This is a genomic window from Asanoa sp. NPDC049475, from assembly GCF_040676915.1.
Taxonomy (GTDB): domain Bacteria; phylum Actinomycetota; class Actinomycetes; order Mycobacteriales; family Micromonosporaceae; genus Asanoa.
In genome coordinates this window covers 94,879-120,302 of the sequence record NZ_JBFAPY010000013.1, presented here as the reverse complement: position 1 = coordinate 120,302, position 25,424 = coordinate 94,879, and the positions used below count along the sequence as shown (strand labels likewise).

General features: G+C 67.0%; 15 protein-coding genes. 7 read left to right on the top strand and 8 right to left on the bottom strand.

Annotated features, from left to right (window positions below):
- Nucleotides 1-68 precede the first annotated feature (68 nt).
- Entirely contained in the window at nucleotides 69-3,038 is a 2,970-nt protein-coding gene (locus AB0J88_RS37830) for an immunoglobulin-like domain-containing protein (RefSeq protein ID WP_364360486.1), read from the top strand.
- Nucleotides 3,039-3,124: 86 nt separating this feature from the next.
- Here AB0J88_RS37830 and AB0J88_RS37825 read toward each other — a convergent pair whose 3' ends face one another.
- Entirely contained in the window at nucleotides 3,125-4,795 is a 1,671-nt protein-coding gene (locus tag AB0J88_RS37825) for a family 43 glycosylhydrolase (RefSeq protein ID WP_364360484.1), read from the bottom strand.
- An 846-nt stretch (nucleotides 4,796-5,641) separates the two neighbouring features.
- Here AB0J88_RS37825 and AB0J88_RS37820 point away from each other — a divergent pair.
- The 4 genes from AB0J88_RS37820 to AB0J88_RS37805 all read left to right on the top strand — a co-directional run bounded on the left by AB0J88_RS37820 (nucleotide 5,642) and on the right by AB0J88_RS37805 (nucleotide 14,157).
- Entirely contained in the window at nucleotides 5,642-13,024 is a 7,383-nt protein-coding gene (locus AB0J88_RS37820; protein WP_364360482.1) for an Ig-like domain-containing protein, read from the top strand.
- A 147-nt stretch (nucleotides 13,025-13,171) separates the two neighbouring features.
- On the top strand, nucleotides 13,172-13,369 hold the full coding sequence (locus AB0J88_RS37815) for a hypothetical protein (RefSeq protein ID WP_364360480.1): 198 nt from the start codon (nucleotides 13,172-13,174) through the stop codon (nucleotides 13,367-13,369).
- Complete coding sequence (locus tag AB0J88_RS37810) at nucleotides 13,369-13,569, top strand: hypothetical protein (RefSeq protein WP_364360478.1); 201 nt, start codon at nucleotides 13,369-13,371, stop codon at nucleotides 13,567-13,569. The genes AB0J88_RS37815 and AB0J88_RS37810 overlap by 1 nt, the downstream gene beginning before the upstream one ends.
- A 336-nt stretch (nucleotides 13,570-13,905) precedes the next feature.
- Nucleotides 13,906-14,157, top strand: coding sequence for a hypothetical protein (locus AB0J88_RS37805; RefSeq protein ID WP_364360476.1), 252 nt, complete (start codon nucleotides 13,906-13,908; stop codon nucleotides 14,155-14,157).
- 699 nt (nucleotides 14,158-14,856) lie between these two features.
- Here the strand turns inward: AB0J88_RS37805 and AB0J88_RS37800 are convergent.
- The 7 genes from AB0J88_RS37800 to AB0J88_RS37770 form a co-directional block, all read right to left on the bottom strand.
- On the bottom strand, nucleotides 14,857-15,543 hold the full coding sequence (locus AB0J88_RS37800; protein ID WP_364360474.1) for a glycosyltransferase family 2 protein: 687 nt from the start codon (nucleotides 15,541-15,543) through the stop codon (nucleotides 14,857-14,859).
- 27 nt (nucleotides 15,544-15,570) lie between these two features.
- Complete coding sequence (locus AB0J88_RS37795; RefSeq protein ID WP_364360472.1) at nucleotides 15,571-17,154, bottom strand: glycosyltransferase family 87 protein; 1,584 nt, start codon at nucleotides 17,152-17,154, stop codon at nucleotides 15,571-15,573.
- Nucleotides 17,155-17,189: 35 nt separating this feature from the next.
- Nucleotides 17,190-18,002 (bottom strand): hypothetical protein, encoded by an 813-nt coding sequence (locus AB0J88_RS37790; RefSeq protein WP_364360470.1) that lies wholly within the window; start codon nucleotides 18,000-18,002, stop codon nucleotides 17,190-17,192.
- Nucleotides 17,999-18,505 carry a SigE family RNA polymerase sigma factor gene (locus tag AB0J88_RS37785; protein WP_364360468.1) on the bottom strand — a complete coding sequence of 169 codons (507 nt, stop codon included), beginning with the start codon at nucleotides 18,503-18,505 and terminating at the stop codon, nucleotides 17,999-18,001. The genes AB0J88_RS37790 and AB0J88_RS37785 overlap by 4 nt, the downstream gene beginning before the upstream one ends.
- 112 nt (nucleotides 18,506-18,617) lie before the next feature.
- Entirely contained in the window at nucleotides 18,618-19,076 is a 459-nt protein-coding gene (locus AB0J88_RS37780; RefSeq protein WP_364360466.1) for an integrase, read from the bottom strand.
- A complete protein-coding gene (locus AB0J88_RS37775) occupies nucleotides 19,073-19,450 on the bottom strand; it encodes an AbrB/MazE/SpoVT family DNA-binding domain-containing protein (RefSeq protein ID WP_364360464.1) in 378 nt (125 codons plus the stop codon). Before AB0J88_RS37775 ends, AB0J88_RS37780 begins: the two co-directional genes overlap by 4 nt.
- A 1,320-nt stretch (nucleotides 19,451-20,770) precedes the next feature.
- Nucleotides 20,771-21,118 (bottom strand): hypothetical protein, encoded by a 348-nt coding sequence (locus AB0J88_RS37770; protein ID WP_364360462.1) that lies wholly within the window; start codon nucleotides 21,116-21,118, stop codon nucleotides 20,771-20,773.
- A gap of 188 nt (nucleotides 21,119-21,306) precedes the next feature.
- On the opposite strand from AB0J88_RS37770, the gene AB0J88_RS37765 reads away from it, so the two are divergent.
- Nucleotides 21,307-24,378, top strand: a complete 3,072-nt coding sequence (locus AB0J88_RS37765; protein ID WP_364360460.1) for a BTAD domain-containing putative transcriptional regulator — start codon at nucleotides 21,307-21,309, stop codon at nucleotides 24,376-24,378.
- A gap of 90 nt (nucleotides 24,379-24,468) precedes the next feature.
- Nucleotides 24,469-25,158 carry an IS6 family transposase gene (locus tag AB0J88_RS37760; RefSeq protein WP_364360522.1) on the top strand — a complete coding sequence of 230 codons (690 nt, stop codon included), beginning with the start codon at nucleotides 24,469-24,471 and terminating at the stop codon, nucleotides 25,156-25,158.
- Nucleotides 25,159-25,424 lie beyond the last annotated feature (266 nt).

Here is a 25,424-nt window from a genome sequence, read left to right as displayed (position 1 = left end):
GCCGTAGTTAGCGTGAGCAAGCACCGTCCACTTCAGAAGGAGTCCCACCACCTGTCGAGGAGGATCAATTGAGACTGCGACAGCGAAGGTCCCGTCCCAGGCTGAGTCGGAAGGGCAGAGGTGTCGCGGTCCTGGCACTGGGTGCGCTTCTCTCGGTCTCCTTCGCCGCTCCACCCTCGTACGCTGCCGAGGAGCAGCTCACCGAGGGTCTGGTGCACCACTTCGCCCTCGACGAGACCAGTGGGACGACGCTGGAGAACTCGGGTAGCGCGGGCGTGGCGGCGAATGCCACGCTCGTCAATCCTGGGAAGGCGACCTTGACCGGCGACGGGGTCAGGTTCAACCCCGACTCCTACGAGAGCGCCCTTGACGGCGCGTACGTGAGACTGCCGAACGACATCACCGCCGGCATGTCCAACCTCACGGTCGACTACGACGTGTGGATCGACCCGGCGAATGTGGGCGAGCACCAGATGTGGGGCTTCGGTCGCAAGTCCGGCTCCTGTGACGTCGACAGCGGCGCCCAGGGCTCCATCTTCGCGTCGAACACTCAGCGGTTCCGGGTCGCGGTGGGCTCGGTGAACCTGCAACAGAACCGGGTCCGCATGCTCGAAGGAGCGTGGACACACGTCACCTACACCCAGTCGTTGAACCCGAACGGGACGAGCTGGACCGGCAGGCTCTACCTCGACGGCGTGTTGCACGTGACGTCGGCGAACCTGACGTCCCCGCCGTCGGTGAACGCGGCGGGGACCAACTGCAACTTCCTCGGCCGCTCGCAGACGTCGGGCCACTACTCGTTCCGCGGCACGATCCGGGACTTCCGGGTTTACGACCGGGCGGTGAGCCCCGACGAGACACTCGCCCTGGCGCAGCGGACCGTCTCGGACGGCGTTCGCGACGACGCCGCCGCCATCGACCTCGGCCTGACCAATGCGGTCGTGCGCGACATCACCCTACCCAAGGTGGGCTCCGTGGCGGGCTCGGCCATCACGTGGGCGAGCTCGGATCCGTCGGTCGTCCAGGTCTACACCCCACCGGCCCTGCCCAGCGCGCGCAAGGTTTCGGTGACCGGGAGGATCACTCGACCCGCGCAGGGGCAGCCAGACGCGACAGCCACGCTCACGGCGACCGTGCGCAAGGGCGCCCAGGAGGTCACCACCCGGGAGATCCCGGTCGTGGTGAAGGCCGAGTTCGACGACGCGCAGGCCGTCGACCGTGACAGCTTCGACCTGACCCTGTACGCCACCGACGACGTACGCGGAAACCTGAACCTCCCTGCCCGCGGCGAGTTCGGATCCACGATCACCTGGCGCTCGACCACCGACCTCGTCACCGCGACGGGTGAGGTGACCCGCCCGGGCTTCGGCCATGCGGATGTCGCCGCCACCCTGACGGCGAGCATCACCAAGGGATCAGCCTCGCAGACGAAGTCGTTCCCGGTGACCGTCACCGCCCAGGCTCGTTCGGAGGACTACGAGCGGTACTTCATGGGGTACTTCAAAGGTGAGGGAATCGCCGACGGCGAGCAGATCATGTTCGCTACGTCCAATGGAAACACCGCGCTGGACTGGACCGGTCTGACCGGAGGCCGGCCGTCGCTCATCTCCCAACTGGGCGATCAGGGCCTTCGTGACCCGCACATCGTCCGCTCACCCGACGGCGACACCTTCTACATGATCGCCACCGACCTGAACTGGTACGACCAGGGCGGTTACGCGATCAACGACACCCAGTACATCGAGGTGTTCGAGTCGCACGACCTCGTGCACTGGACCCCTCAGCGGCACGTCAAGGTCGCGCCCGACAACGCGGGCAACGCCTTCGCACCTGAGTCGCTGTGGGTCGAGGAGATCGGCGCCTACGTCGTGTTCTGGGCGCAGTCGCTGTGGAACGACCCGGTGAACCGCACCGGTCAGGGCAACGCGCAGATGTGGTACGCCACGACGCGCGACTTCCAGACGTTCTCCGCTCCGAACGTCTGGCAGAACCCGGCCCCGCTGTCGCGGATCGACACGACCGCGATCCGGGTCGGTGACCACTACTACCGGGTGACCAAGAACGAGGCAGGCAACCAGGGCTCGGACATCTTCTCCGAGAAGCACACCGACTTCCTGGACAGCGACATCAACAACTGGACGTTGGTCGCGCCGGCCCTGGGGCGTACGACATGGGTCGCCAACCAGGGGTACGAGGGCCCGGTCATCTTCAAGGCCAACCCGGGCGACACCTCCTGCCCCGGCCAGTTCTACCTCTGGGGTGACCGGTACACCAACGGCGGGGGGTACCAGGCCGCCTGCCACGAGAACATCGAGGCTCCGACCTGGAACGCCAAGGCGATCACGATGACCAACGCGGGTGTCGTCCGTCCGCGTCACGGCACCGTGATCCCGCTGACCGTCCGCGAGTGGAACGACATCCGCGGGATCCCGAACAGCGACGTCACGACCACCACCGAGGTGGCTGTCGAGCCGTACGCGAGCGGGGCCCAGACGACCACGGCCATCGCCACGGTCACGGCGGCCGACGGGTTCGAGACCGGCGGTCAGGTGAGGTTCAGCGTCGGCTCGTGGTCGACGCTCGCCCATCTGAGCGACGGCGCGGCCACGGTCACGCTCCCGGCGGGTTTGCCCGCGGGCGCCCGGACGGTCAAGGCCGAGTACCTCGGGTTCGACTACCTGAAGGCGTCGGACGTTACGGCGCCGTTCGAGGTGCCCTCCGGCCCCGCGGCCGTCAAGGTCCACGCCAAGGCCGCGCCGGCGTCGGTGGTCCGCGGGGACACGTTCCGACTGAAGGTGACAGTGGGGCCGGCGGGTGGGCACCAGCACAACGCGCCGACCCCGACCGGCGAGGTCACCGTCACCTTCGGCGGCGCCGTGCAGGTCGTGACACTCGTCGACGGTAAGGCCGTCGTCGACCTGCCGACCGCTGATCTGCAGCCCGGGAGGTACCGGGTGCACGTCGCCTACTCCGGCAACCCGACCTACCAGCCCCACGCCGCCAACTACCAGAGGTTGACGGTGCGCAAGCGAGCGTAGGCGCCCTGAGGCGCTCGGCGACAAGAGGGAGCGGGCGAGATCCGGTGATCTCGCCCGCTCCTGACGGTACGGCCGCGCGACCGGGACTACGGAGTGATCATGCCCTTCTCGACGGCCAGGTTGTAGTTCTCTCCGAACACGTTGAGCTCGTGGACGCCGACCTTGACGTTCTCGGTCGTACCCAGGACCTTCAGCCGGACGGCGTTCGTCAGCACCCGGTCGAAGGTGACGTAGTCGGCCGTGTACGCGGTGGTGTTCGTGCTCCTGTCGACCAGGGGACGCCACGTGTTGGTGGGGATGTCCTTGTACTCCAGCGTGTACCGCACCGCGTTGTCCTTGGTGAACGTGCGCCCGAGTTCCTTCCACTGGATCTGCGCGGCGGAGATGTGGAAGACGGTCCCGAAGCCCCTGATGTACGTGGGCGCGATGTCGCCGTCAGCCGGCTCCCACCACGTGGACAGAGACCGGTCGCTGCCGTAGTACGGGTTGCGCCCGGGGGCGTAGCTGCTCGCCCAGTACGCCTGGCTGTTCGTGGCCACGTTGTAGAGCCCGACGTCGTCCCGGCCTGAGATCTTCTTCCCCGGGGCCAGCTGCGGCGTGTTGGACAACTCGCAGTCGACGTCTCCCTGTTTCGGGCCGGCGGGGATAACGGTGCAGATGTCCATTCCCAGTCGCCGCTCGAAGAACTCCTCGTAGGCGATGACGTAGGTGTAGAAGAACACCAGGTTGCCGGACTTGTCCAGGACGAAACTGCCGTGCCCGGCGTTCGGATAGACCGCACTCGGGTGGTTGTTGCCGTAGCCGATGGGATTCTGCTGGGTGACCTCGAAGCCGGAGAGCGGTTTGTCAGACGTCATTACGCCGGTCGCGTACGTGGTGAACTCGGTGCCACCGGACGCGACCGAGAGGTAGTAGGTGTCTCTCACCTTGAACAGTTGCGACCCCTCCACGTACCCATGCGTGTAGGTCGCCTTGTTGTCACCGATGTGCTGCCACTCCTGGCGCGGGTCGAAGGTCCAGAGCACGACCGGGTCGCTGATGAGCTGCCGAGGATTGTTCGGGTCGAGCTCGGCGCCCATGATCGGCGAGCCGATGTTGTACGTCAGGTACAGCCGGCCGTCCGTGTCAAGGAAGAACTGCACGTCGCCGACGCTCAGGGTCTGGCCGGTCGGGCGCAGGAAACTCCCCATGCTGGTCCACGGCCCGGTGGGCGAGTCCGATCGATAGACCGGGGTGTTGTTGCCGGCCATGTAGAACGTGTCGCCGATCTGCACGACCGTGGGTGCGACCAGGCCCAGGTTCATCTGGTGCGGCGTCCATGTCAGGTAGTCGGTGGTGGACCAGACGGTGCGGTTGTTGTTGGGTGCGTTCTGCATCGCGCCCGATGCGTAGAGGTAGATGGTCCCGTCGACGTTCAGCGCGGACCAGTCCGCCCCGGTCCGGGCGGAGTTCTCCGAGATCCTGGTGAAACCGACGGTGGACCGGCTCGCCAGCGTCCGCCCGGACGCTGCCGTCCACGTCGGCAGGTTCAGGCTGGCCGGGATCTGCGAGGTGTTGGCGACATTCGCGTCCGTCGGCGGCATCGTCCCGACGATGTTGCGCACCGCCATCCCGGGCAGGTTGATCGGGTTCACGTAGGTCTGTGTCATGTCGACGCCGGCCAGCGGCACCTTGGCGGTGGGGGTCTGTGGCCCCGGCGCTCCCGGGGCCGCGGCTCGCTCCGCCGAGGCTGCCATGATCGGTGTCAGTTGGCCCACTCCCACTCCTACCAAGAGCGCAAGGCCAATAGCCGCTATACCTCGTCGTCGTTTGCCGCCGGTCCACTCGACAACCATCAGCTCCTACCTTCCGTCTGGGCAGCGTTAGCGCTCACAACTTGCGGAAGTGTGCGATTTCCGGGTCAACCGGCCTGGCGTGGTTGATTGCTGGGTGTGAGGTGTCTTCATCGAGGGTGGCCGCGAAAAGGAAAGAGTATGTCCCTGGACCGGTTGGGCATCCAGCGCACGCCCCGGCTCGGTCTCGTCCAGCAGGGTCAGCGACCGAGCAGACTGTTAGCGCTAACAATGTTGCGGTGATGTTAACGTCACTGTCTGGAGCGCGTCAAGAACGTCAATGCCCTGTGGCTGGTCGCGGACGTCGTGGCGGGGTCTCGACGAATTGTCCGCCGGCTGCCCATACAGTCCCCCGCTGAGAATCAGCGCCCGCCGGCGTTGATTCGTCACACCGACGTATCTGGATGGGTGTTTCTAGAGCGTGCCGTACTAACGATTCCGTTTCCGAGAAATCGCATTGAATTGTCCTAACTCGGACATCGATGAGCCTCTTGTCTTGCAGCAACCGTTAGGTATATGTTCATCGCGCCAGAGGCTCATTGACATTCATGGGGGCCGAGCCTGCTCGGTCCGATGCGATTCATCGCATCGTTAGGCCACAGCGAAGCCAGTTTCTTCACGCTCCAACTCCGTGCGCCATTCAACCATGCGCAGGATTGATTCCGCGCATCGGTGAATGCTGCATGCCGGAAAAGGAGTGCGACCGGGGGAGGAAATGCGATGACCCGTGTCCGCGTAATGCCGTCCTGCCGCGCCGTCGTCGTGATCATTATGATCGCGACGGCGGCGCTGTTCGTCCCACCGACGCGAGCGCAGGCGACCGCCCATGCCGCCGTGCTCGCGGGCGAGATCACGCTCGATGAGCCGCAGGTCGTGCGCTCCAGCGGAGCCGAACTGAGGTGGTCCTTCGCCGCCGGCCCGGTCGCCGTCGAAATACACCGAGGCACCAGCGCCAACTTCACCGCGTCGGCCGCGACGAGGTTGACGACGATCGCCGACACCTCGGTGCGGTCCTTCCAGGACACCACCGCCGGGGCCGGCAGGACCTACTTCTACCGCGTGCTGAACGGCGCCCTCGCCTCGGCCGACGTCGCGGTGACGACGCCGCCGCAGGGAAACGCGCGCCTGACCCTGCGGGCCACCGCCGACACCTACCTGCTCGGCATGATCGGTCCCCCGACAGGATGCTACGGCTGGCAGAACAGCGGTGCCTCGACCAACCTGAGCATCGGCAACTCGGTCAGCCGCACCGTGATGCGCCCGATGCTCCGCTTCGATCTGCGAGACGTCCCCGTCGGTGCCACCGTCAGTAACGCCACGCTGCAACTCGGCTACGGCGCGACCAACGCACCCGTCGGCCCTCTCAACGTGCACCGCGTGACCACCGACTGGCCGGAAGGCACGGGGAATGCGACCTGCGACGGCTCCGGTGCCAGCTGGAACGAGAAGGTCGGTGGGATCCGGTGGCAGTCCGACGGCGGTGACTTCGACGCGACGATCGAGGGCACCCAGCCGAGCAAGGACCGCTCGAAGGCGGCCGGCTACGACATGATCGCGGTCACGGGCCTGGTTCGTAAATGGACCAACGGCACCGCCAACCATGGCCTGTTGATCAAGCGGGAGGTCGACACCGAGGTTCCGGAGCCGCCTCTGGTCGCCGACCCCCGTTTCAGCTACCTCTCCGACGAGTCCACCACCCGGCGTCCGGCCTTGATCGTGGATTATCTCGACGGCAGCGTCAGCCGGGGCCCCACCTCGGCGCTCACGGCGCCGGCCGCCGGAAGCACCGTACGCGGCACAGTCGCCCTCCAGGCCAACTCCGCCGATGACGGCCGCGTCGACCGGGTCGAGTTTCTCGTCGACGGCGCGTCGATCGGCAGCGACAACGTAGCGCCCTTCGAGATGCCGTGGAACACCGCACTGACCTCCAACGGCAACCACGCCGTCACGATCCGCGCCACCGATGACGTCTTCAACGTCACCACATCGACGGCGACGACGCTCGTCGTCGACAACACCGGCCTGCCGTTGGTGAGCCTGACCTCACCGGCACCCGGGACGGCCGCAGGCACGGTCACTCTCTCGGCCGATGCCAGCGACGACAAGGGCGTCGCGCGCGTCGAGTTCTACTCGGACAACCTGCTGGTCGGCGAGGACACCGTCGCCCCGTACTCGGTGGCGTGGAACACGCTCGATCCCTTCTCGACGACGTACGACGGCGCGCACATCCTCGCCGCCAAAGCGTACGACGCCGGCGGTCAGACGACGACGTCCGCCACGGTGGTGGTCAACGTCGTCAATCGAACGGGTCAATACATCGCCAACTTCGACCTCGGTCAGGCCGGCAACGCCGACGACGCTGCCGCGACGCCCTTGGGTGTGGGGCAGAACAACGCGGCGACGCCGGTCGACCCCGCGGTCTCCACACGCGCCGTAGCGACCGCTCCCACCGACGACTCGGCCAAGACCGACCCGGACGCCTTCACCGTCCCAATCAAGATCACGAACGCTGGCTCCGCCAGTTGGAGCGCGACGTCGCTTCGACCGTGGTATCGCTGGATAACCCCTGACGGCAAGGTCCTCTACGAAGGACCGGCCGGTGGGACCCTACCCGGCCTCGCCCCGGGCGGCTCCGCCCAGCTCACCGTCACCGTCCAACCGCCCGCCGTCCCGCTCGGCGCGGAACTGGCCGAGACGGTGTTGCGCTTCGACATCTACGACTCGGCCGCCGCCGGCTCCAACTGGTTCGCCCAGCGCGGCAACAAGCCGGCGGAGAACCCGGTGAAGGTGGCCAAGGACCTCGACAACGCGCTCGGCTTCGAGCGCTTCTGGCAGTACGAGGGAGACGAGGTCGGCGCCGGGATGTCGACGAGCACCAACGTCTCGAACGGCAACATGCTGCTGCGCTGGACGCCCTTCCTCGCACCCGGTCGAGGCCTGTCCACGATGGTCGACCTGTCCTACAACTCGCTCGAGGACCACTCCCGGTCGCCGGCCGGCAACAACTTCTCGCTCTCGATCTCGAGTCTCGCGAGGTGGGGTGAACGACTCGACCTCAAGCCGCCCAAGAACGTCACGTTCGTCGACGGTGACGGCACGAGCCACGAGTTCGTGAAGGTCGTCGGCAGCGACGGCGTCACCCGCTGGCAGGAGCCGCCGGGCGTCAACCTCTACCTGCGCGAGGTGCCGACCAACCCGACCGACAGACGCTGGGGCATCACCCGTCCCGACAATGTCACGCACTGGTTCGACGACGAGGGCTACCCGCGTTCGGTGACCGACCGCAACGGCAACTCCCTGCTCTTCGATCTCGTCGACACACCGCCCGGCGAAGACCCTGGTGGCCCGAAGAAACGGGCCGTCAAGGTGACCGACGCCGGTGGTCGGTCGTTCGGCGTCGACTATTACTCGAAGGACGAGGCGAAGAAGGCGCACGTCCGCGGCAAGATCAAGCGGATCACCGACCATTCGCAGTCGGCGCTCGACTTCGACTATTACGACGACGGCAACCTGCTGCGCCTGACGCAGCGCGGTGGCACCAAGGCCACGGGCGAGCCGCTGGTCGACCGGTCGTTCGTCTTCACCTACACGACCTCGTCGGGGTCCGGCCCGGCAATCACCGACCCCGCCACACGTCGCGCGCCAGACCCGCATACCCCGAACCAGTCGACCCGGATCTTCAGTGTCCTCGACCCCCGCAAGGGTGAGACGACCTTCGACTACTACGGGCCCAGCGAAGGAGCGCAGCTGCGCTGGAAGCTGCAGTCGCGCACCAACCGCGCGAACGCGGTCACCTCGTTCGAGTACGACCCGACCAACCGGGTGACGACCGTCAAGGCACCGCTGTCGCGGACCACAGCGTTCACCTATGACGTCGACGGCAAGGTCGTCCGCCTTGTCAACCCGCTCGGGCAGGCGGCATCGGTGGAATGGTCTCCTGACTTCAAGGTCACCAAGCTGACGGAACCGAGTACCAAGTTCAGCACCTTCACGTACAACGCCAACGGCTATCTGACCTCCTCCACCAACCAGGACAACGAGCGCACCGAGCTCACCTATCTGGACTCGGCCGTCGACGCGAACGACGCTGCCGGAAAGCACCTGTCCCTGCTGGCCACGGTGACCAAACCCAAGGGTGTGGCGACGCCGACCGTTCCGACCGATTTCCAGACGCGTTACACCTACGATGCGGCCGGCAACGTCGACAAGGTGACCGACCCGACAGGCGCGGTCACCGACTACGACTACAACCTCGCCGGGTCCGCCGCGCCGGGAACGCTCGCGGCCGTCAAGGACGCCAACGGCAACCCCCCGACCACGTTCCCGTCGTACGACCCGTCAGGCCAGCCGACCCAGACCAACGACCCGACTGGCGGCATCACGCGGGTCGGCTACGACCTCGACGGATTCGTCCGGTGGATCCAGGACCCGAACCACCAGGACGCCTCCGGAGTCGACGAGCGCTCCTACAAGTCTTTCTTCGACTACGACAGCTTCCACCGGTTGGGCCGGCAGAGCGCCCCGGTGTCGACCACCGGTGATCGCGGCAGGCTGATCTGGTCCAGTGTGGACTTCGATGAGAACGACAACGCCGTGCGCACGGTCAGCCCGCACTACGGCACGGCGGCCGACCGGGGAACGTCAGGCTCGGCGGCGGTGTCGAGCTACGACCCGATGGACCGGGTCCTCGTGCAGGGAAACCCGGACCGGTCCGTCGACCCCGACGGCGAACGGTGGTCCTACGCCTACGACGCGGCCGGGCGAATCACCAGGCAGACCATGCCGAAGGGCACGCTGTCCGCCACCGTCGACGACTTCACCTCCGCGTTCGCCTACGACACACTCGACCGGATCGTCCGTGAGACGACCTACGGAGCGTCGACCGCACAGGCTCGGCACACCCACCTGTGTTACGACGTCGCCGGAGACCTGCGCTCGGTGACCTCACCGCGCGCGGCACTGCCGAGCGTGTCGTGCCCAGGCAACGGCCCGCTCACCGGCACGGCGTTCACAGCGAGCTACGACTACGACGCCGCACACCGTCAAACCGTCTCGCGGGACCCGTTGGGACACGCGAACCGCACGACCTACGACGACAACGGCAACGTCTTCTCCACCGAGCAGGACATCGTCGCCGGCCGCAACGGCCGCACCGAGACCGAGTACGACCAGCGGGACGCGCCGGTGCTCGTGCGTCAGCGTTTCGACGCCGCGACCGGTCGCACGGTCGTGACCAAGACGGAGTACGACGCCAACGGCAACGTCAAGAAGCGAATCTCACCGCGCGGTGTCGAGGCCAACAACGGCCACTACGTCACCGAGTTCAGTTACGACGGTCTGAACCGGCAGGTCCGCCAGACCCAGCCGTTCGACGGGGCCGACGGCTCCGAGCGCCGCTACACCCACCAGGCGTACGACCGCAACGGCAACGTCGTCTGGACGAGCCTGCCGGTGACGGCCGACGCCGCCGGATCGGTCGGCCCGACGGCGAAGACGACGATGTCGTACTTCGACACGGGCTGGGTCGCGACATCGAAGGATCCGCGCAACCCGACCATCCATTTCGGGTACACGGCCCAGGGCTGGCAGCTCGAACGTGTGCCGGAGATGCGCGGCTCACCCGGTCAACTCAACGAACAGCGGCGCAGCAGCTGGACCTACTTCGAGGACGGCCTGCAGGCCTCGCGCAACGACTACAAGGGACAGCCCAGCACCTACACCTACGACGCGAACAACAACCTGACCCGGGCGCTCGACGCCGACGGGCTCGACGACCCGAGCCAGAAGGCGGTCGACGTCAGGGCCGACTACACCGCTTTCGATGAGGCGTCCAAGGTCCGCTACCGCAAGGAAGGCGAGACCCTCTGGAAAGCCAACTCCTACACCTACGACGCCAACGGCAATGTCACACTCCGCCTCGAGAACGGCGAGGAGAACGACGCCGGCACCCAGACCAAGGCGCCGCGCCGCTACGAGATGACCTACGACGGTGCCGACTGGCTCTCGGGCCAGCTCGACCGCGGCGTCGACGACGCCTGCAAGAACGACGAGCGGATCGTCAACACCTTCTGGTCCAACGGGCTCGAGAAGCAGCGCGACGTCTACCGCGCGGCGAGCGGGTGCGTGGCCGACCCGTCGACATGGCCGAAGAAGCAGACCACGACCTGGGACTACTTCGACTCGGGGAAACTGCGCTCCCTGGTGACGAAGAACGGGTCGGGCGCGGTCACCGAGTCGCACAGCCCGGGTTATGTCGACGAGGCCGGACGCTTCGCCAACGGCAACCGCACGACCGACAGCTTCATTCTCAAGCGGGCCGAGGGCAATGGCGCCACGGCGTGCGTAGGGCCGACACCCTGCACCGCGAAATACACCTATGACGCTCGCGACAAGCTGGTCAGCCACCAGAAGCGCGAGGGCAAGGTCACCACGTACAAGCTCGACGAGCCCGACAAGCTCATCGGCGACAACACGATCCGCTCCGGGAACGTCACGACCGAGAACAAGGACGACGGCACCACCCTCGTCCGTCGTTACGAGGCGGACCAGAACAAGGAGATCACGGTCTCCGGGGTCACCGGCAAATACTGGTACGACGACTTCGGGAACCTCGACTGCCTCACCCTGGCCGCGGGAAGCCAGGCCGACTGCAACAAGACCGACGGCGCCGGCGGCGCGAACCTGATCGCCGACCACACCTACGACTACCTCGATCGCCTCAAGGCCACCCGCCAGTATTCGGGCGGCGCCACGGCGACCGACACCTCGACCTACAGCTACGACGCGCTCGACCGGGTGACCAAGCAGGTCGAAGACCACTCAGGCACCGGCAAGGATCGCACGACCGACTTCACTCACCAGGGCATGTCCCGCGACGTCACGGAGGAGAAGCAGACCGGCGGCACCAATCCGAAGACCAAGCAGTTCTCGTACGACAGCTACGGGCACCGCATCTCGATGTCGAGCAAGGACAACGTCTCGGGTGCGGAGGAGCAGTTCGGGTACGCCTACGACCCGCAGGGTTCGGTCTCGCAGCTCATCGGCGACTCCGGTCAGGTGAAAGCCTCCTACGGCTACGACGCCTACGGCGGGTCCGACTCGCCGAGCAGTGACCCACAGTCGATGACGACCGGTGACACCGACAGCCAGGCCCCGGTCAACCCGTTCCGCTACGGCGGCAAACGGATGGACTCCGGCACGGCGCGTTCGAGCGCGACACCGGTCGCCAGCGGCGCGGCCGCCTACGACATGGGCACCCGTCGATACGGACCGGACATGGGTCGGTTCTGGCAGGAAGACATGTTCGCGGGATCGCTGGCGGACCTCGGTCTCTCTCTCGATCCGCTGACGCAGAACCGCTACGCCCTGGCGGGTGGCAACCCGATCAGCTACGTGGAGTTCGACGGTCACCTCCCCTCGTTGAGTGACATCGGCAACGCGATCGAAGAGGGCATCGAGAACGTACAGGGCTTCTTCGGTGAAGGGCCGGAGGCCGACCAGAGTCCCGACTGGATGAAGTCGGCGATGCAGACCTGGGACGATCTCGAAACCGCGTCGGCGACGAACGTCGCCGGTGACTCGGGAGACAAGGAAGCCGCGGCCGACCGGTTGGCTGGCTCCAACTTCGGCAAACTCACCGGGATCACCGACGCACGCAAGTGCGACCAGGGCGACAACGGCTCGTGCGCGTGGGCCGCCGCGGCGTTCCTGCCCGTTGGCAAGGTCGGCACGGGGGCCAAGGCCGCCGGATCCTTCCTCAAGAACAAGGCCTCGTATGCCTACTTCCGCGGCGCCGCCGAGTTCATCAACGTCTCGACCCTGCCCGGCAAGTCGGTATTCTGGTCCGGACCCGGGTCCAAGGCCGCCGCTCAGTCGTTCGCCCGCTCGACTGGACGCACCACGCTCGACATGACGCCGGGCGGTGGATGGTTGAACAGCATGAGCGGGCGGATGGCACGAAACCTCACGGATGCGCAGGCGACAAAGGTCTGGGGTGCCACGTCCAAGCGCTTCGCGGAGCAGGCCTCGGGCGAGGTCAACACGTTTACCCGCGGCTTCTATGCCGACTCCATCTGGCAGAAAATCGAACTTCCGGCCCTGAACAAGAACCCGCTGGTGACAAACATCAACATCATCTCCAGAGCGATGCCCTGACGGATGTCCCGGGTGCCCGCGTCGCCGCCAGCGTCGCGGGCACCTGCCGGGACCGACACACATCGATCGGAAGGAAAGACCTCGATGGCTTCACGGATACTGCGTGCGTTGTTCGGTCGTTCGTCACGAAACACGTCGGCAGGGCCGTTGATCGTCAAAGACTCCGCCACCGACCAGACGGCGGAAGCGTTCGACCGCTGGTTGCGCGCACAGGAGCGGCTGGAAGCCGTCTTCGCGCCCGTCATGGACCGCCCGAGCACACCACTGGATCTGGGTCTGGTCGCCCGCCTTCAGGACCAGGAGGCGCGCGCATGGAGTGAGTTCGTGGGATTGAGGAGAGGCTGATGGATCTGCGAACCCTCGTCGAGGGGCTCGGAGGCATCCGCAACGCCGGCAGCGAGATCCGTGCGACGGTCGCCGCCGCCCGCGACTCCAACGGCGAGGTCGACGTGGCGCTTGTCGACGTCGAGCGGATCGAGCGCGGCCGGGCCGACATGCGGACGGCCATCAAGTGGGTTCAGGGCGCGTACGGCGAGCCAGGCTGACGACCCACGACCAGCTTCGGCGCGCTTGGTGTGATCACCGACTGTCGGGTCTCCGCGGTTGCTCAACCGTGCGAACAGTGACGCCGGCGTGGCCGCTCCGGGCTGCGACTCAAAGGACCAGCTCAGCGCGCCGGTCACCGGGTGGAGGTAGCTGAAGGTACCGCGGGACGCGTCTACCGTCTCGTCACCGGCCAGGCCCGTATCTCTTCCGCGGGCTGAGCTCAGGCGGGATCTGCGGGCGCAACATCGCCGGCAACCCGAACCACGGACGCCTCTGCTACCGGTGCGCCGCTTCACGCGACTACGTTCGCCAGCACAGGATCAGCACCCCCCCCAGTGCTGTATCTCTGCGAAGACGCGATCGCAGCACCGATCGACAGCTTCCTCGCCGAGGAATTCGGCGGACGACCGCTGGCAACCAATCTTCGCCGGGCAGCCGAAGCCCAAGACCGAGCCGCGCTCGCCGCCTACGACCCGAGCGACGAAACCGTCCGCCGGCGGCAAGCCGCCGATGAGTACGACACCAAGATCGGCCGCTACCGGGAGGCGCTCGATGCGGGTTGCGACCCGGTCCTGACCGCCGGATGAATCAAAAGACAAGCGCGATCAAGACGAGCGCACAAGCAAGGCTGGCGGCGACCGACGCGCCGCCCCAGCGAATGACCGAAGATCAGCTCGACGCCGTCGCGGATGCCTTCCGCAACCTGCTCGCTCGCGCATAGTCAGACACTCGTGCTGAGCCTTCCGGACCACCAGAACCGAGCCCGACGACACCCCGGTCCCGAAACGCGACCACGGAGGTGGCGACGAGCTCGGCGAGGCCGGGTTCTTGACCGCGGGAGATCTCCGGCGTGAGGCGAACGTCGACACCGAACCGGTCGTGCGCCTCGACCGCACCGTCGGCGTATCCGGCGAAGAGCTCACGCCCGCAAGCTAAAGCTCAGGCCAGGTCCATTGAGGAATGGTCGCGGTCGGGTCGTCTTCCTCCAGCTCAAATCGCCGCCAGCTCAACTCGACGCTGGCAGCTACTACGGCGATCGCTTGTGGACGTAAGCGCGACGGGATGCGGTCGCTTGTGGGTGACCGTGCTATTGAGCTCCAGACGAGTACCTCGGCGAACATCCACGGGGGACCGATTCGGCGGCAACGTTACGGCGAAGGCCAGATCGCCGACAAGGGAGCGTTCGTCGTTGCCTCGCCACCTTGCGTGGGCCGCCGAACGGGCGAGATGCGGGCCTGAGCAGGCGCCGCTGGCGACTGGGGCCATCCCCGGCCAGCCAGTGGTGCTCAGGGTTTGCGGGTGCGCTCGCGGCCCAGGATCCACAGTGCTTCGACGCCGTCTTTCCACGTGATCTTCTTGCCCTCTTCGCGACCGCGGGCCCGGTAGCTGATCGGCACCTCGTAGGGGCGGATCTTGCGCCGCAGCAGCTTGCCGGTGACCTCGGCCTCCATGCCGAAGCCGCGCGACTTGATCTCCAGCGAGCGGTAGAGCGAGACCGGCAGCAGCTTGAAGCAGGTCTCCAGGTCGCCGATGTAGGAGTTGAAGAGCACGTTGGCGGCGGTGGTGACGGCCTTGTTGCCCATCACGTACCAAAAGCTGTAGGCGCTGTGGCTCCCGAAGGTGCGGTTGCCGTAGACCACCTTGGCCCGCCCGTCGAGCACCGGGTCGAGCAGCCGCGGGATGTCCAGCGGGTCGTATTCGAGGTCGGCGTCGAGGATGACCATGTAGTCGCCCTCGGCGTTGTCGACCGCGGTCTTGATGGCCGCGCCCTTGCCGGCGTTGCGCTGGTGGGTGATGACCCGCAGCCGCGAGTCGTCAGCCGCGTCGAGGATCGCGCCGGTGCCGTCGCGGCTGCCGTCGTTGACGACGACGAGCTCGATCTCGCACGGGTATTCCACGGCGAGCGCCTGCTTGAGCGCTTCCGCGATGCGTTCTTCCTCGTTGTAGACCGGCATCAAAATCGACAGCTTCACAGAACAACCTCCGGATGGCGTCGCACGTTACTGGTGGATCTCGAGGTAGGGATTCGTCGTCGATGTCGGCCGCGGATGCCTCGGTGCCCGCGTCGCCGGCACCGAGCCGCGGAAGTGGCCTCCGCCCGTGTTTCTCACGGCCGAAGTAATCGTCGCCGACGAGCCGCTGTCATGGCTGCGCACCGCCGCCGGTGCACCCGCCTGCGCTGGGATCCGCGGCTGGCCCGGACCGCCCGACCCTGGCCCGGGCGGGGCGTGGAGACGCCGCGGCAGCGCGGCCAGCCCGGCGACGATGACGACAAGCGAGGCAGCGGGCAGGACGACGTTCATGGCGTCACGGACGTCCGGGACCGCTTCGTAGAACATGTAGAACAGCGCTGAATACACGCCGGCCAGCGTCACGTAGACGATGCCGGAAAGGCGCCGCAGCAACAGCACGAACGGCACCGGCCACAGCAGGTACTGGATCCCGAAGCCCGCCGTGACGGCGAAGAAGACCAGCATCAGTCCCCCGGTCAGCGCAACACCGTCGGCCCGCTTCCACAACAGGGCGAGCACGCCGAGGACCGCGACCGCGGTGAGCAGCGTGCCCACCCGCTGCGCGGTATCGACGCCCGGGCCTGCGTACCCCAGGTCAACGACGTCCCAGACGTGGGCTATGCCGGCCCAGCCCCAGCGGCCCACGAACGACCGGTAACCGGTCAGCGTGTCGATCGCCGCGCGCAGCGAGTCATGCAGCACAAACGGAACCATCAGCAGAAACAACAACGGCACCGCGGCAACGCCGGCCAGCGCCCGCCACCACCGGCGCCACGGGATCTCCCGCAGCAGGCCGGGCAGCAGAACAGCGGGCCAGGTCTTGGCCGCGATCGCCAGGCCCAGCAGCGCGCCGGCCACCCCGGGACGGCCGCCGCGGGCGGCGAGGTAGCCGGCGACGCCGAACGCCAGCGCGATCGGCTCCACCTGACCGTGTACGGCGGTGACCAGGAACGCGACCGGACACACGGCGTAGAGCAGCGCCACGTTACGGCCCTGATGCTCCCTGCCGCCGAGCCTAGCCAGCAGCACGACCAGCACAAGGTCGGCGATGACCGGCGCGATCTTGCCAGAGATCTCCCAATTGATGCCGGTCTTCAACTCCGCACCAAAGATGATCGGCATGAACGGCAAGAAGTTCCACCGGAACTGCGGCATGTGCGTCATCGGATCAGCGCCCCGCAGCAACAACTCGCCTGCCACCCGGAAGTAACTCGCCACATCCCGCGGCGTCTGTCCGAACGCGACCCACACCACAACGACCCGCACCAGCACTGCGACACCGATGCTGGCAGCCACCCGAGGCGCCCAGTGGCGGAGATAGGCCACCACGAACAACACAGAACAAACCGCCACCAACACGCCGAGCGCCCACGTGTAATTCGGCACCGCTCCACTGAGCCGCGGCAGGTCGTCAACCGTCACCACGCGCGCTCGCCCCGCGCCCCGAGGACAGCGTCGCTCGACACCACACCCATGAACAAAACCGTGGTGCTGATAGTCAGCATTTCGAGCTCCCGTTAGTGGTCGCGGCAAACCATGCCACGCATCTTCGTGAGCATCGCGAAGAGGCACGTGGCAGCAGGCGCGCAAAGTGAACCGGGCGACCGCTATCGACGCGAGTAGCCTGCTGGAACGACAGGATTCAGAAGCTCAAGCGATTCGTTGTCGCGGGAAAGCCATTTGTAATCGGTCTGCGACCGGTATTCGCTATCGAAGATGAGGGAGCGGACTAGGCGGAAGCTGTCGGTCTCGACCCAGATATGCTCGGTAACGAAGATGCCGGTGGGGTCGACAATTTGCCGTCCAAGCATGAAGGTGTCATTCCCATCGATCGATTCTTCACCCTCCATGTAGAGCTCGTCACGCTCGAAGAGTGACCGAGGATCTTCTAGCTCCCGAGAAGATCCCCCGTCCGGGAAACGCGCGTCACGTGTTGTCCAGGTGCGTGCGGCGTGGTCGACCATGGTGTAAGACCAGACCTTTCCTCCGGATGGGTCCGGCCGTACGCGCAGCCAATACTCCGTATCGCCCGCACCAGGCCGCGAAGGCAGATCTCGGCATCGGCTGTCACCGGTGATCGGATCCCGCCAGCACTCCCTCGAATAGCCGTCGCGAGTGTCTGTCGTCAAGGAATGCTGAATCTGGTCAGGTGGGAGCGCCGCCGCCGCCCGCTCGACAATCGCCGCGACGGTCAACATCGTGGGTTCGTCGGGCGTTGTGCCTAATCTCGCGTACATCGGCTGCACGGCGGCTACGGCGACCACCGCTAACGCCACAAAGGTGCCGGCCGCGGCAACCGAGCGCATCCGTCGTCGACGGTGCCGCCGCAGGGCACGCGCCACCAGGCCGTCCGTGGGACGCAGGCCTTCGGTCAGCGACCGCATCGCATCCGCGAGCTCCTCTTCCAGGCGAGTCGTCATCGGGATACTCCATTCGACAGGTCTTCCCATGAGGCGGTCAGCTCGCGTAGTCGGGATAAACCGCGCGAGGCGTTCGATTTGACGGTCCCGACGGCGCAGCCGAGTACCTCGGCCGCCTCGGTTTCGCTGAGCTGCTCGAAATAACGCAGCACGAGGACGGCACGCTGCCGAACCGGCAACTCGCCGAGCGCGCGGATCAACGCCTCTCGCAAGGCGAACCGTTCAAAGCCGTCGTCCGTCGGCGGGGGGTCGACCGGCACCAGGATCTCGGGCCGGCGTCGGCGTACTCGCCATGAATCGACAGCGAGGTGATACATGGTGCGCCGCAGATAGGCCTCGATGTCGCCGTCGACTCGTCGCCACGAACGCATCATCCGCTCCAGCCCGGCCTGCAGCAGATCTTCACCCGCGGCGCGATTGCCTGTCAGCAGCACCGCAGTGGCGAGCAGGGCTGGACCCCGGACGGCAACCAGCTCCGTCAGCGCATCGTAGTTCCGCACCATCGAACTCCCCTCGACGCCAACCAAGGACGACGATGGGCCACAAATGGTTGCATGGGTTCCACACCAAGTTCGGCGGGCGCACTTGGGCGCGGTACGGCAGACTCAGGCTTACCTACGCGCACTCGGCCGCGACTTGCCACGGCCGCCGGGGTTTGGCGACCTTCCGGGCCGGGTTGTCCGCCTCCCGGATCAACCCGTCCGCCTCGGCCCGGCGATACACACACCGCAGCGCCGCCACCAGATGCTCGGCAGCCGACAGGCCGCCCCGCCCATTCCGCCGGGCGACGACCGCTGCCTGGACTCGGCCGCGGAGCGCTTCGATCTCCGACGGGGTCGGCTCGTCCAGCCGCCGATCCGCCCACTGCTCCAGCACCCTGTTCCAGTAGGAGCCATACGACCGGCGAGCGCCCGGCGACACCGCCGCGGCGGCGATCGGCACGTACTGCGCGAACGTCGGCACCACCCGAGCCTCCACCGGCGCCCCGGTCAGGTCCTCGATGGAGATACCCATCCGTTCCAGCAGCAGCCGGGCCGCCGCCAGCTCCGCCTCCCGGCCAGCACTCTGGTTCACTCCAGACCACCACCCTCGCCCGCCGACGACGCCGCTGCCAGGAGCCGGTCAAGAACCGGCAGCGGATACCCCTTCAAAACCCCTGCCCGGCGATCGGCGGTCAGCAGCAGCCGGTCCCCCGCCCCGAGCCGACACCAGCGGCGCAGCGCCAGCGCGAGGATGAGGTGACCACGGCTGTCGATCCGGCAGCGGCCGTCACCGGGCGCGTGAACCGTGAACAGGCCGGCCCGTTCGCGGGCATCCAGCCGTGTCCCCGGCGGCCAGCCGAGCACAGCGACGATGCCACGGTCGGCGATCCGCCCGCTGCGGTCCACCGGCGTCAACGCATAGACACTGTCGGTGTGCCAGGTGGCCTCCGGAGCGAGCGCCGCCAACGGCAGCGGACCCCGTCCGCAGACCCTCACGTACAGCGGCAGGTGCCCCGGCAAGCAGCGCCCGGGGAATCAGGGCCGGCACCATCGGGGCGGTCACGACGACCACCCCCGCCGGCCAGTCGACGGCATCCACAGAAGCAAAAAGTGCGTGTCCAGAGGTCTCTGAACAGGCACACCGAAACTGCGCACCAACGCGGAGATTGCGTGTCCGAGGAGCCACACCAACCGATACCCAACCGGGGTATCACCTGGCAGGCACTATCCTGCTGCCCGACTAGTGGTGCCGTCAACGTCCCAGTCCGCTGCGGCTGCACCGCAACGCAACGAGGTCTCGCCGCCGCAGGACAGCGCGTCAGGCGTTCGCACGCCGGTGGTGGGTGATCCGGGACGCTGCGCAGCGCGCGGAGCGGCAGCACCTGGACCTCAAGCAGCTGCGCCGGACCATCAAGCGACGCGACGGATTGCGCTTGCGACGCCCCGCTGGCCGTTGGCCGCCAGGCGAACTACAGCTCCGCTGCGATGCGGCGATCCCGGCCGCGATGCCTGGCGACCGAACGCCGGCGGCCCACCGAACCTGGACTCTGTCCCGTTGACCGTTGCCGAAATCCGGCGTCTGTTGGCGAAGCTGGTCACCACCATGACCCGACCGACCGCCTTCTATTTGGCTGGTCCCCCTGGCGGCGCATCCACCCAAGCCCGCGCCCGCACCAGCCGGTAACTCACTCGGTCCACGTTGCGGGTTCACGTAACTCGCAAGGTCCGTACAAGTGTTAAGGCGGACGGTCATGCCATGGGCCGGAGCGCACGGTCAGCGCCCGGCGATCTTTCACGGAGGGAAGCACCATGCGCTGCGGTCGCTTCACTCCTGACCGCGCAAAGAGGGCGACGGTGATGCGGGCGTTGGAAGCCGCGCTTGAAAGTGGAGTTCTGGACGGCGCGATCAGGATGATCAAGCTGAACACTGACGGCGGCCCACCCAAGACCGTTGCCTTTCCGCATACCGGTCTCGTCGGAGCTGGCGAGACTGCCGCACCACCCGTTCGCCACGACTACCGACGCGTCGATGTGCACAGCCAAGCCACTTCGAGCTCGGCGGGCATTCGAGCTGGAGAATGAAGGCCAAATTGTAGACGAGGTCTCCCGGCGAATGGCGATTCCTTGTGGAATCGTCATCACCAGGGAGACCTCGCCATTCGTAGACCACCGACACGACGCGCACGTCGATTGACCCGAGTTCGGCGCTGCCGGGATACGGCCTAGCTCGGACCGCCGCCGAGGCTTTGCCGGTCCAACCCAACCCGTCGCTGATGCCGCGCTCAGTTAGAAGCAGGAGTCCTCATAGATGCCGCGGCCTTGCGGGAGGTTATTCGACGCGTACCTGTCCGTCTCGACCGCCCACGCGGCAACGCTCATCAATGGGTCGGTGGAATACGGGATGTCGACACGGTAGCACTTCTTGCTTCCGCACCAGTTCTCGACGGTGACGTAGCGGTTCGTGCCGATATTCGTCCATCCGTTGAACTCGACACATCCCGCGGCGATCGACGTCGGATTGGCCGGTGGGGCTGAGCGGTCTCCCGCGGCCTGAGCCGGCGTGGCGACAGCTGTCGCCACGAACATGCCAACCGCTCCGGCCAGCGCTAGCGCAGACTTCCGTTCCCAGTTCATCCCTGTTACCTCCAAGATCGCGTGGTGAATGTGACCCGCCGTTTTGCGCAGCTAAACAATTTCCTCGTGGAACGCCGTTGACGAGATTGATCCTGAGCGGTGCTCCTGTCTGCTCGCTTGCCGTTCCCTACCCGTACCGACCCGTACTATGGTCAACTTCGATGGCGTGCGCGACGGGGAGCAGTGACATGGCCACCAGCGCGAATCACGGTCGCTTCGGTGACTTGCTACGGATGGCTCGTGGGGCGGCTCGGATCACCCAACGGCAGCTGGCTGCTGGGGTCGGCCTGAGCGTGGCCGCCATCCGCGACCTTGAGCAGGGACGGACCCGTCGACCCCGTCGCGGGTTCGTGGATGCGATGGTGGTCGCGTTGGCGTTGACCGGGGACTCGGAGGCCGCGTTTCGCGCCGCGGCCGATGAACGCTCGGAGTGGGTCGAGCCGGTGGCATCCCCGACAGGTCTGGTGCGGGTGCAGGTGCTGGGGCCGCTGGCGGTGAGCCGGGGCGGCCGTCCGGTGCCGGTGGGCCGCGGGCGGCAGCGTGTACTCCTCGGCCGCCTGGCGCTCGCGGCGAACACCGCGGTGCCGACCGCGGACCTGGTAGACGTCCTATGGGGCGTCGATCCGCCGCCGGCCCCGGCCCAGGCGGTGCAGACCTACGTGTCGCGGCTGCGGTCTTCGCTGCAGCCGGACGCGTCCGGTGAGACGAGCATGGTGACCTGGACGCCGGGTGGCTATCAGCTCAACCTGAGCGACGACCAACTCGACCTGGCCGATTTCCGACGCCGGGTACGCCGAGCCCGTGCGGCCGAGCCGGTAGAGGCTCTTGCCCTGCTGGAGAACGGACTGGACCTCTGGCGAGGCACCCCCTTAGCCGACATTTCCGAGCTGCGCATCCATCCGCTCAGCGTGGCGATTGTGGACGAGTACATCGGTGCGGCGCTGTGGTACGCCGATTTGTGCCTGGCCCACGGTTGTCCTGAGCGATGTCTTCCCCGGCTGCGCGACCTGACCGCGGTGGATCCGCTGCACGAGCCACTGCACGCTCAGCTGATGGCGGCGCTTGCGGCCAGCAACCTGCAGGCCGCCGCCCTCGCCGTGTACGCCGATATTCACGCCCGCCTCGTCGACGATCTCGGGATAGAGCCTGGCCCCGCTCTCGTTCACGCTCACCGGCGCGTGCTCCGGCAGGAACCGGTTACGAGGTTCGCCTCCACACAGGACGCCGCCTCACGATCAGAGCTCAGCAAGAACAACCCACCTGGGCAGCTTCCCGCTGACATGCCCTCGTTCGCCGGGCGGGTAGCCGCCCTCTGCTGGCTCGACGACCTGTTGGACGCCGGCCTGAACGCATCGGCCATGGTGATCGCGGCCGTGTCCGGCACAGCCGGCGTCGGCAAGACCACGCTCGCCATACATTGGGCGCATCGGGTGTCCGACCGATTCCCCGACGGCAATCTGTACGTCGACCTGAACGGCTTCGGCCCGGCTGGCCGGGCACTGGATCCCGCCGAGGTGTTGCGGCGCTTCCTCGATGCACTCGGCGTACCGGCCGCACAGATCTCCCACGGCCTGGACGCCCGAGTGGCGCAGTACCGCAGCGTGATCCGTGGCCGCCGGATGCTCGTCGTACTGGACAACGCCCGCGACGCCGACCACGTCCGCCCGCTGCTGCCCGACACGCCCACCGCGGCCGTCCTCGTCACCAGCCGGCATCGGTTGACCGGTCTGGTCGTCACCGAATGGGCGCGCCCGCTCCAGCTCGGGCTGATGTCGCCAGCCGAGTCACACGAGCTGCTGATTGGCCGGCTCGGTCCCGACCGGGTATCGCAGGAGCCGGGCATGGCGGAGCGAATCGTCACGTGGTGCGCCGGGCTGCCGCTCGCCTTGGCCATTGTCGGCGCACGCGCCCAGCAGACGCAGTTCCCGCTCGCCGCGGTAGCGGACGACCTCGCCGCCACCAGCCGGCCCCTGGACGCCCTGGATGGCGGAGACTCGATGACCCGGGTCCGGGCCGTCTTCTCCTGGTCCTACCGCGCCCTGACACCAGGCGCCGCCCGCCTGTTCCGGCTGCTCGGCCTGAACCCAGGTGGCGACATCGGACTGTCCGCGGCGGCGAGCCTGGCCGGGCTGTCAGAGACCGAGGTACGCGTTCAATTGAACGAGCTCATGACGGCCTCTCTGCTCACCGAGGCGAACCCGAGCCGGTACGCGCTGCATGATCTGCTCCGCGACTACGCCAAAGAACTCGCGTACGACGAAGAAGGCCCGGATCGGCGGCGAGAAGCCCTCGAGCGGCTTCTCGACCACTACCTGCACACCGCGGTCGCGGCGGACCGGAAACTGAGCCCGGGACGCCGGCCCAGCGCGATCCCTTTGGGCGACCCGGCCCCGCACACCAGTGTCGGCCGCCTGACCGAACCTCTCGCCTGGTTCGCCTCCGAGCGCGCCAACCTGCTCGCCGTGCTCGGCCATGCCGGCGACCTGGGAATGACAACGCAGGTCTGGCAGCTCGCGTGGGCCGCCGACTCCGCGTTGGAACGGCAAGGTCACTGGTCGGATTTCGCCCACGCGTGGCAGCTCGCACTCTCCGCCGCCGGGACGCTGCGGGACATGCGAGCGCAGGCCTTCGCGCACCGCCGACTCGCCTACGCGTGCATGCTGCTCGGCCACGACGCCGACGCAGGCGCCCACTTGAGCCAGGCGCTGCGCCTGTACGAGGAATCCGGGGACGCGCTCGGGCAGTCGGTCGTCCACCACTCGCTGTCCAATCTCCACGACCACAGGCAAGATCCGAACAGTGCGCTCCACCACGCCGAGCAAGCGTTGGCGTGGGCCGAGCAAGCCGAGGACGCCAACGAGCAGGCCGCCGCACTCAACGCCATCGGCTGGTGTCACGCACAACTCGGCCATCACCTGGACGCGCTGACGTATTGCCAACGAGCACTGCGTCTCATCGACCCCAACAACCACCGCGCGATGGCGGACACCTGGGACAGCATCGGATTCGCGCACCACCACCTGCGCGAATTCGCTCAGGCGGCTGACGCCTACCGCCAGGCACTGACGCTGGCCCGCCAAGCCGGGGCCCGCCACCTCGAGGCCACCGTGCTCACGCACCTGGGCGACACCCACCACACCGCCGGCGAGCACGAAGCGGCCCACGACGCCTGGGAGCCGGCCCTGAAGATCATGGTCGACATCGACGCCACCGCGGCCGACGCGATCCGCCAGCGCATCGCCATCCGCCGAGAGCTCTAGCAGCAGTCCATGTGGGCTCCGTTGCATAGAGCGTTGGCATGATCGAGGCACGCTTGAGCAGTGAAGTCATCGACACGCTCTCGGCCGTGGTTGCCTCCGAGGTCGGCGTTCGCCGGGTTCCGGTTCCCGACCGAGGTGATCGTGGTCGCGGTCCGCTGGTATCTGCGTTTCAACCTGTCGTATCGGGATGTGGAGGAGCTGCTGGCCGAACGCGGGGTCGTGGTCGATCACGTCACCGTCTACCGGTGGGTGCAGCGGTTCACCCCGCTGCTGGCCGACGCCGCCCGATTCAGCCGCCACTCGCCCGGTGACAGGTGGCACGTTGATCAGACCTACGTGAAGGTCAACGGCGTGCGGCGGTACGTGTACCGGGCGGTCGACCAATACGGGCAGGTCATCGACGTGCTGGTGTCGGCACGCCGCGACGCCGGCGCGGCCCGGCGGTTCTTCCGCCGGGCGCTGTCCACGCTGAAAGTGAAGCCCAGCGAGGTGGTTACCGACGCCGCTGCGGTCTACCCCGCCGTCCTGGATGAGCTGATCCCGTCGGCATGGCACCACGTCGAGCAGTACGCGAACAACCCGATAGAAGCCGATCACAGCCAGCTCAAACACCGGTTGAGACCGATGCGCGGGCTGCGGACCGACAAGACAGCACAAGTGGTCATCGCCGGACACGCCTTCACGCAGAACCTCCGCCGCGGACATTATGAACTCGCCATCGATGCCCCGCCTGCGACACGGATGTCTGTGACGTTCGCCGCCCTCGCCCTGGCGATCTGACCTAGGACCGACACGGGTTCAACACGTCCGTCGATCCCACAACGCAACGGCGCCCGCAGGCGCATCTCGCATCGATACTCGCTCAGGTCTAGCCGGGTTCAACCGCTAGACGCCCGAAATCAGCAGCTGGCTGCATACCCAGTTCGGCGAGATCCATGCCGATCGACCACCTTTAATGATCGTTTCGCCCGCCTCATCCGGGAAGCGTGTTCTTGGCTGTTCGATGCGGAGGGCCCCGCGACACCGCGAAGATCGGTTAGGTTCGA

Bases quoted from the DNA above. Each gene is read 5' to 3' on its own strand.
- AB0J88_RS37820 (WP_364360482.1), top strand. From the start codon at position 5,642: ATGATCGCGACGGCGGCGCTGTTCGTCCCACCGACGCGAGCGCAGGCG.
- AB0J88_RS37810 (WP_364360478.1), top strand. From the start codon at position 13,369: ATGGATCTGCGAACCCTCGTCGAGGGGCTCGGAGGCATCCGCAACGCC.
- AB0J88_RS37790 (WP_364360470.1), bottom strand. From the start codon at position 18,002: ATGACGACTCGCCTGGAAGAGGAGCTCGCGGATGCGATGCGGTCGCTG.
- AB0J88_RS37785 (WP_364360468.1), bottom strand. From the start codon at position 18,505: ATGGTGCGGAACTACGATGCGCTGACGGAGCTGGTTGCCGTCCGGGGT.
- AB0J88_RS37770 (WP_364360462.1), bottom strand. From the start codon at position 21,118: ATGAACTGGGAACGGAAGTCTGCGCTAGCGCTGGCCGGAGCGGTTGGC.
- AB0J88_RS37765 (WP_364360460.1), top strand. From the start codon at position 21,307: ATGGCCACCAGCGCGAATCACGGTCGCTTCGGTGACTTGCTACGGATG.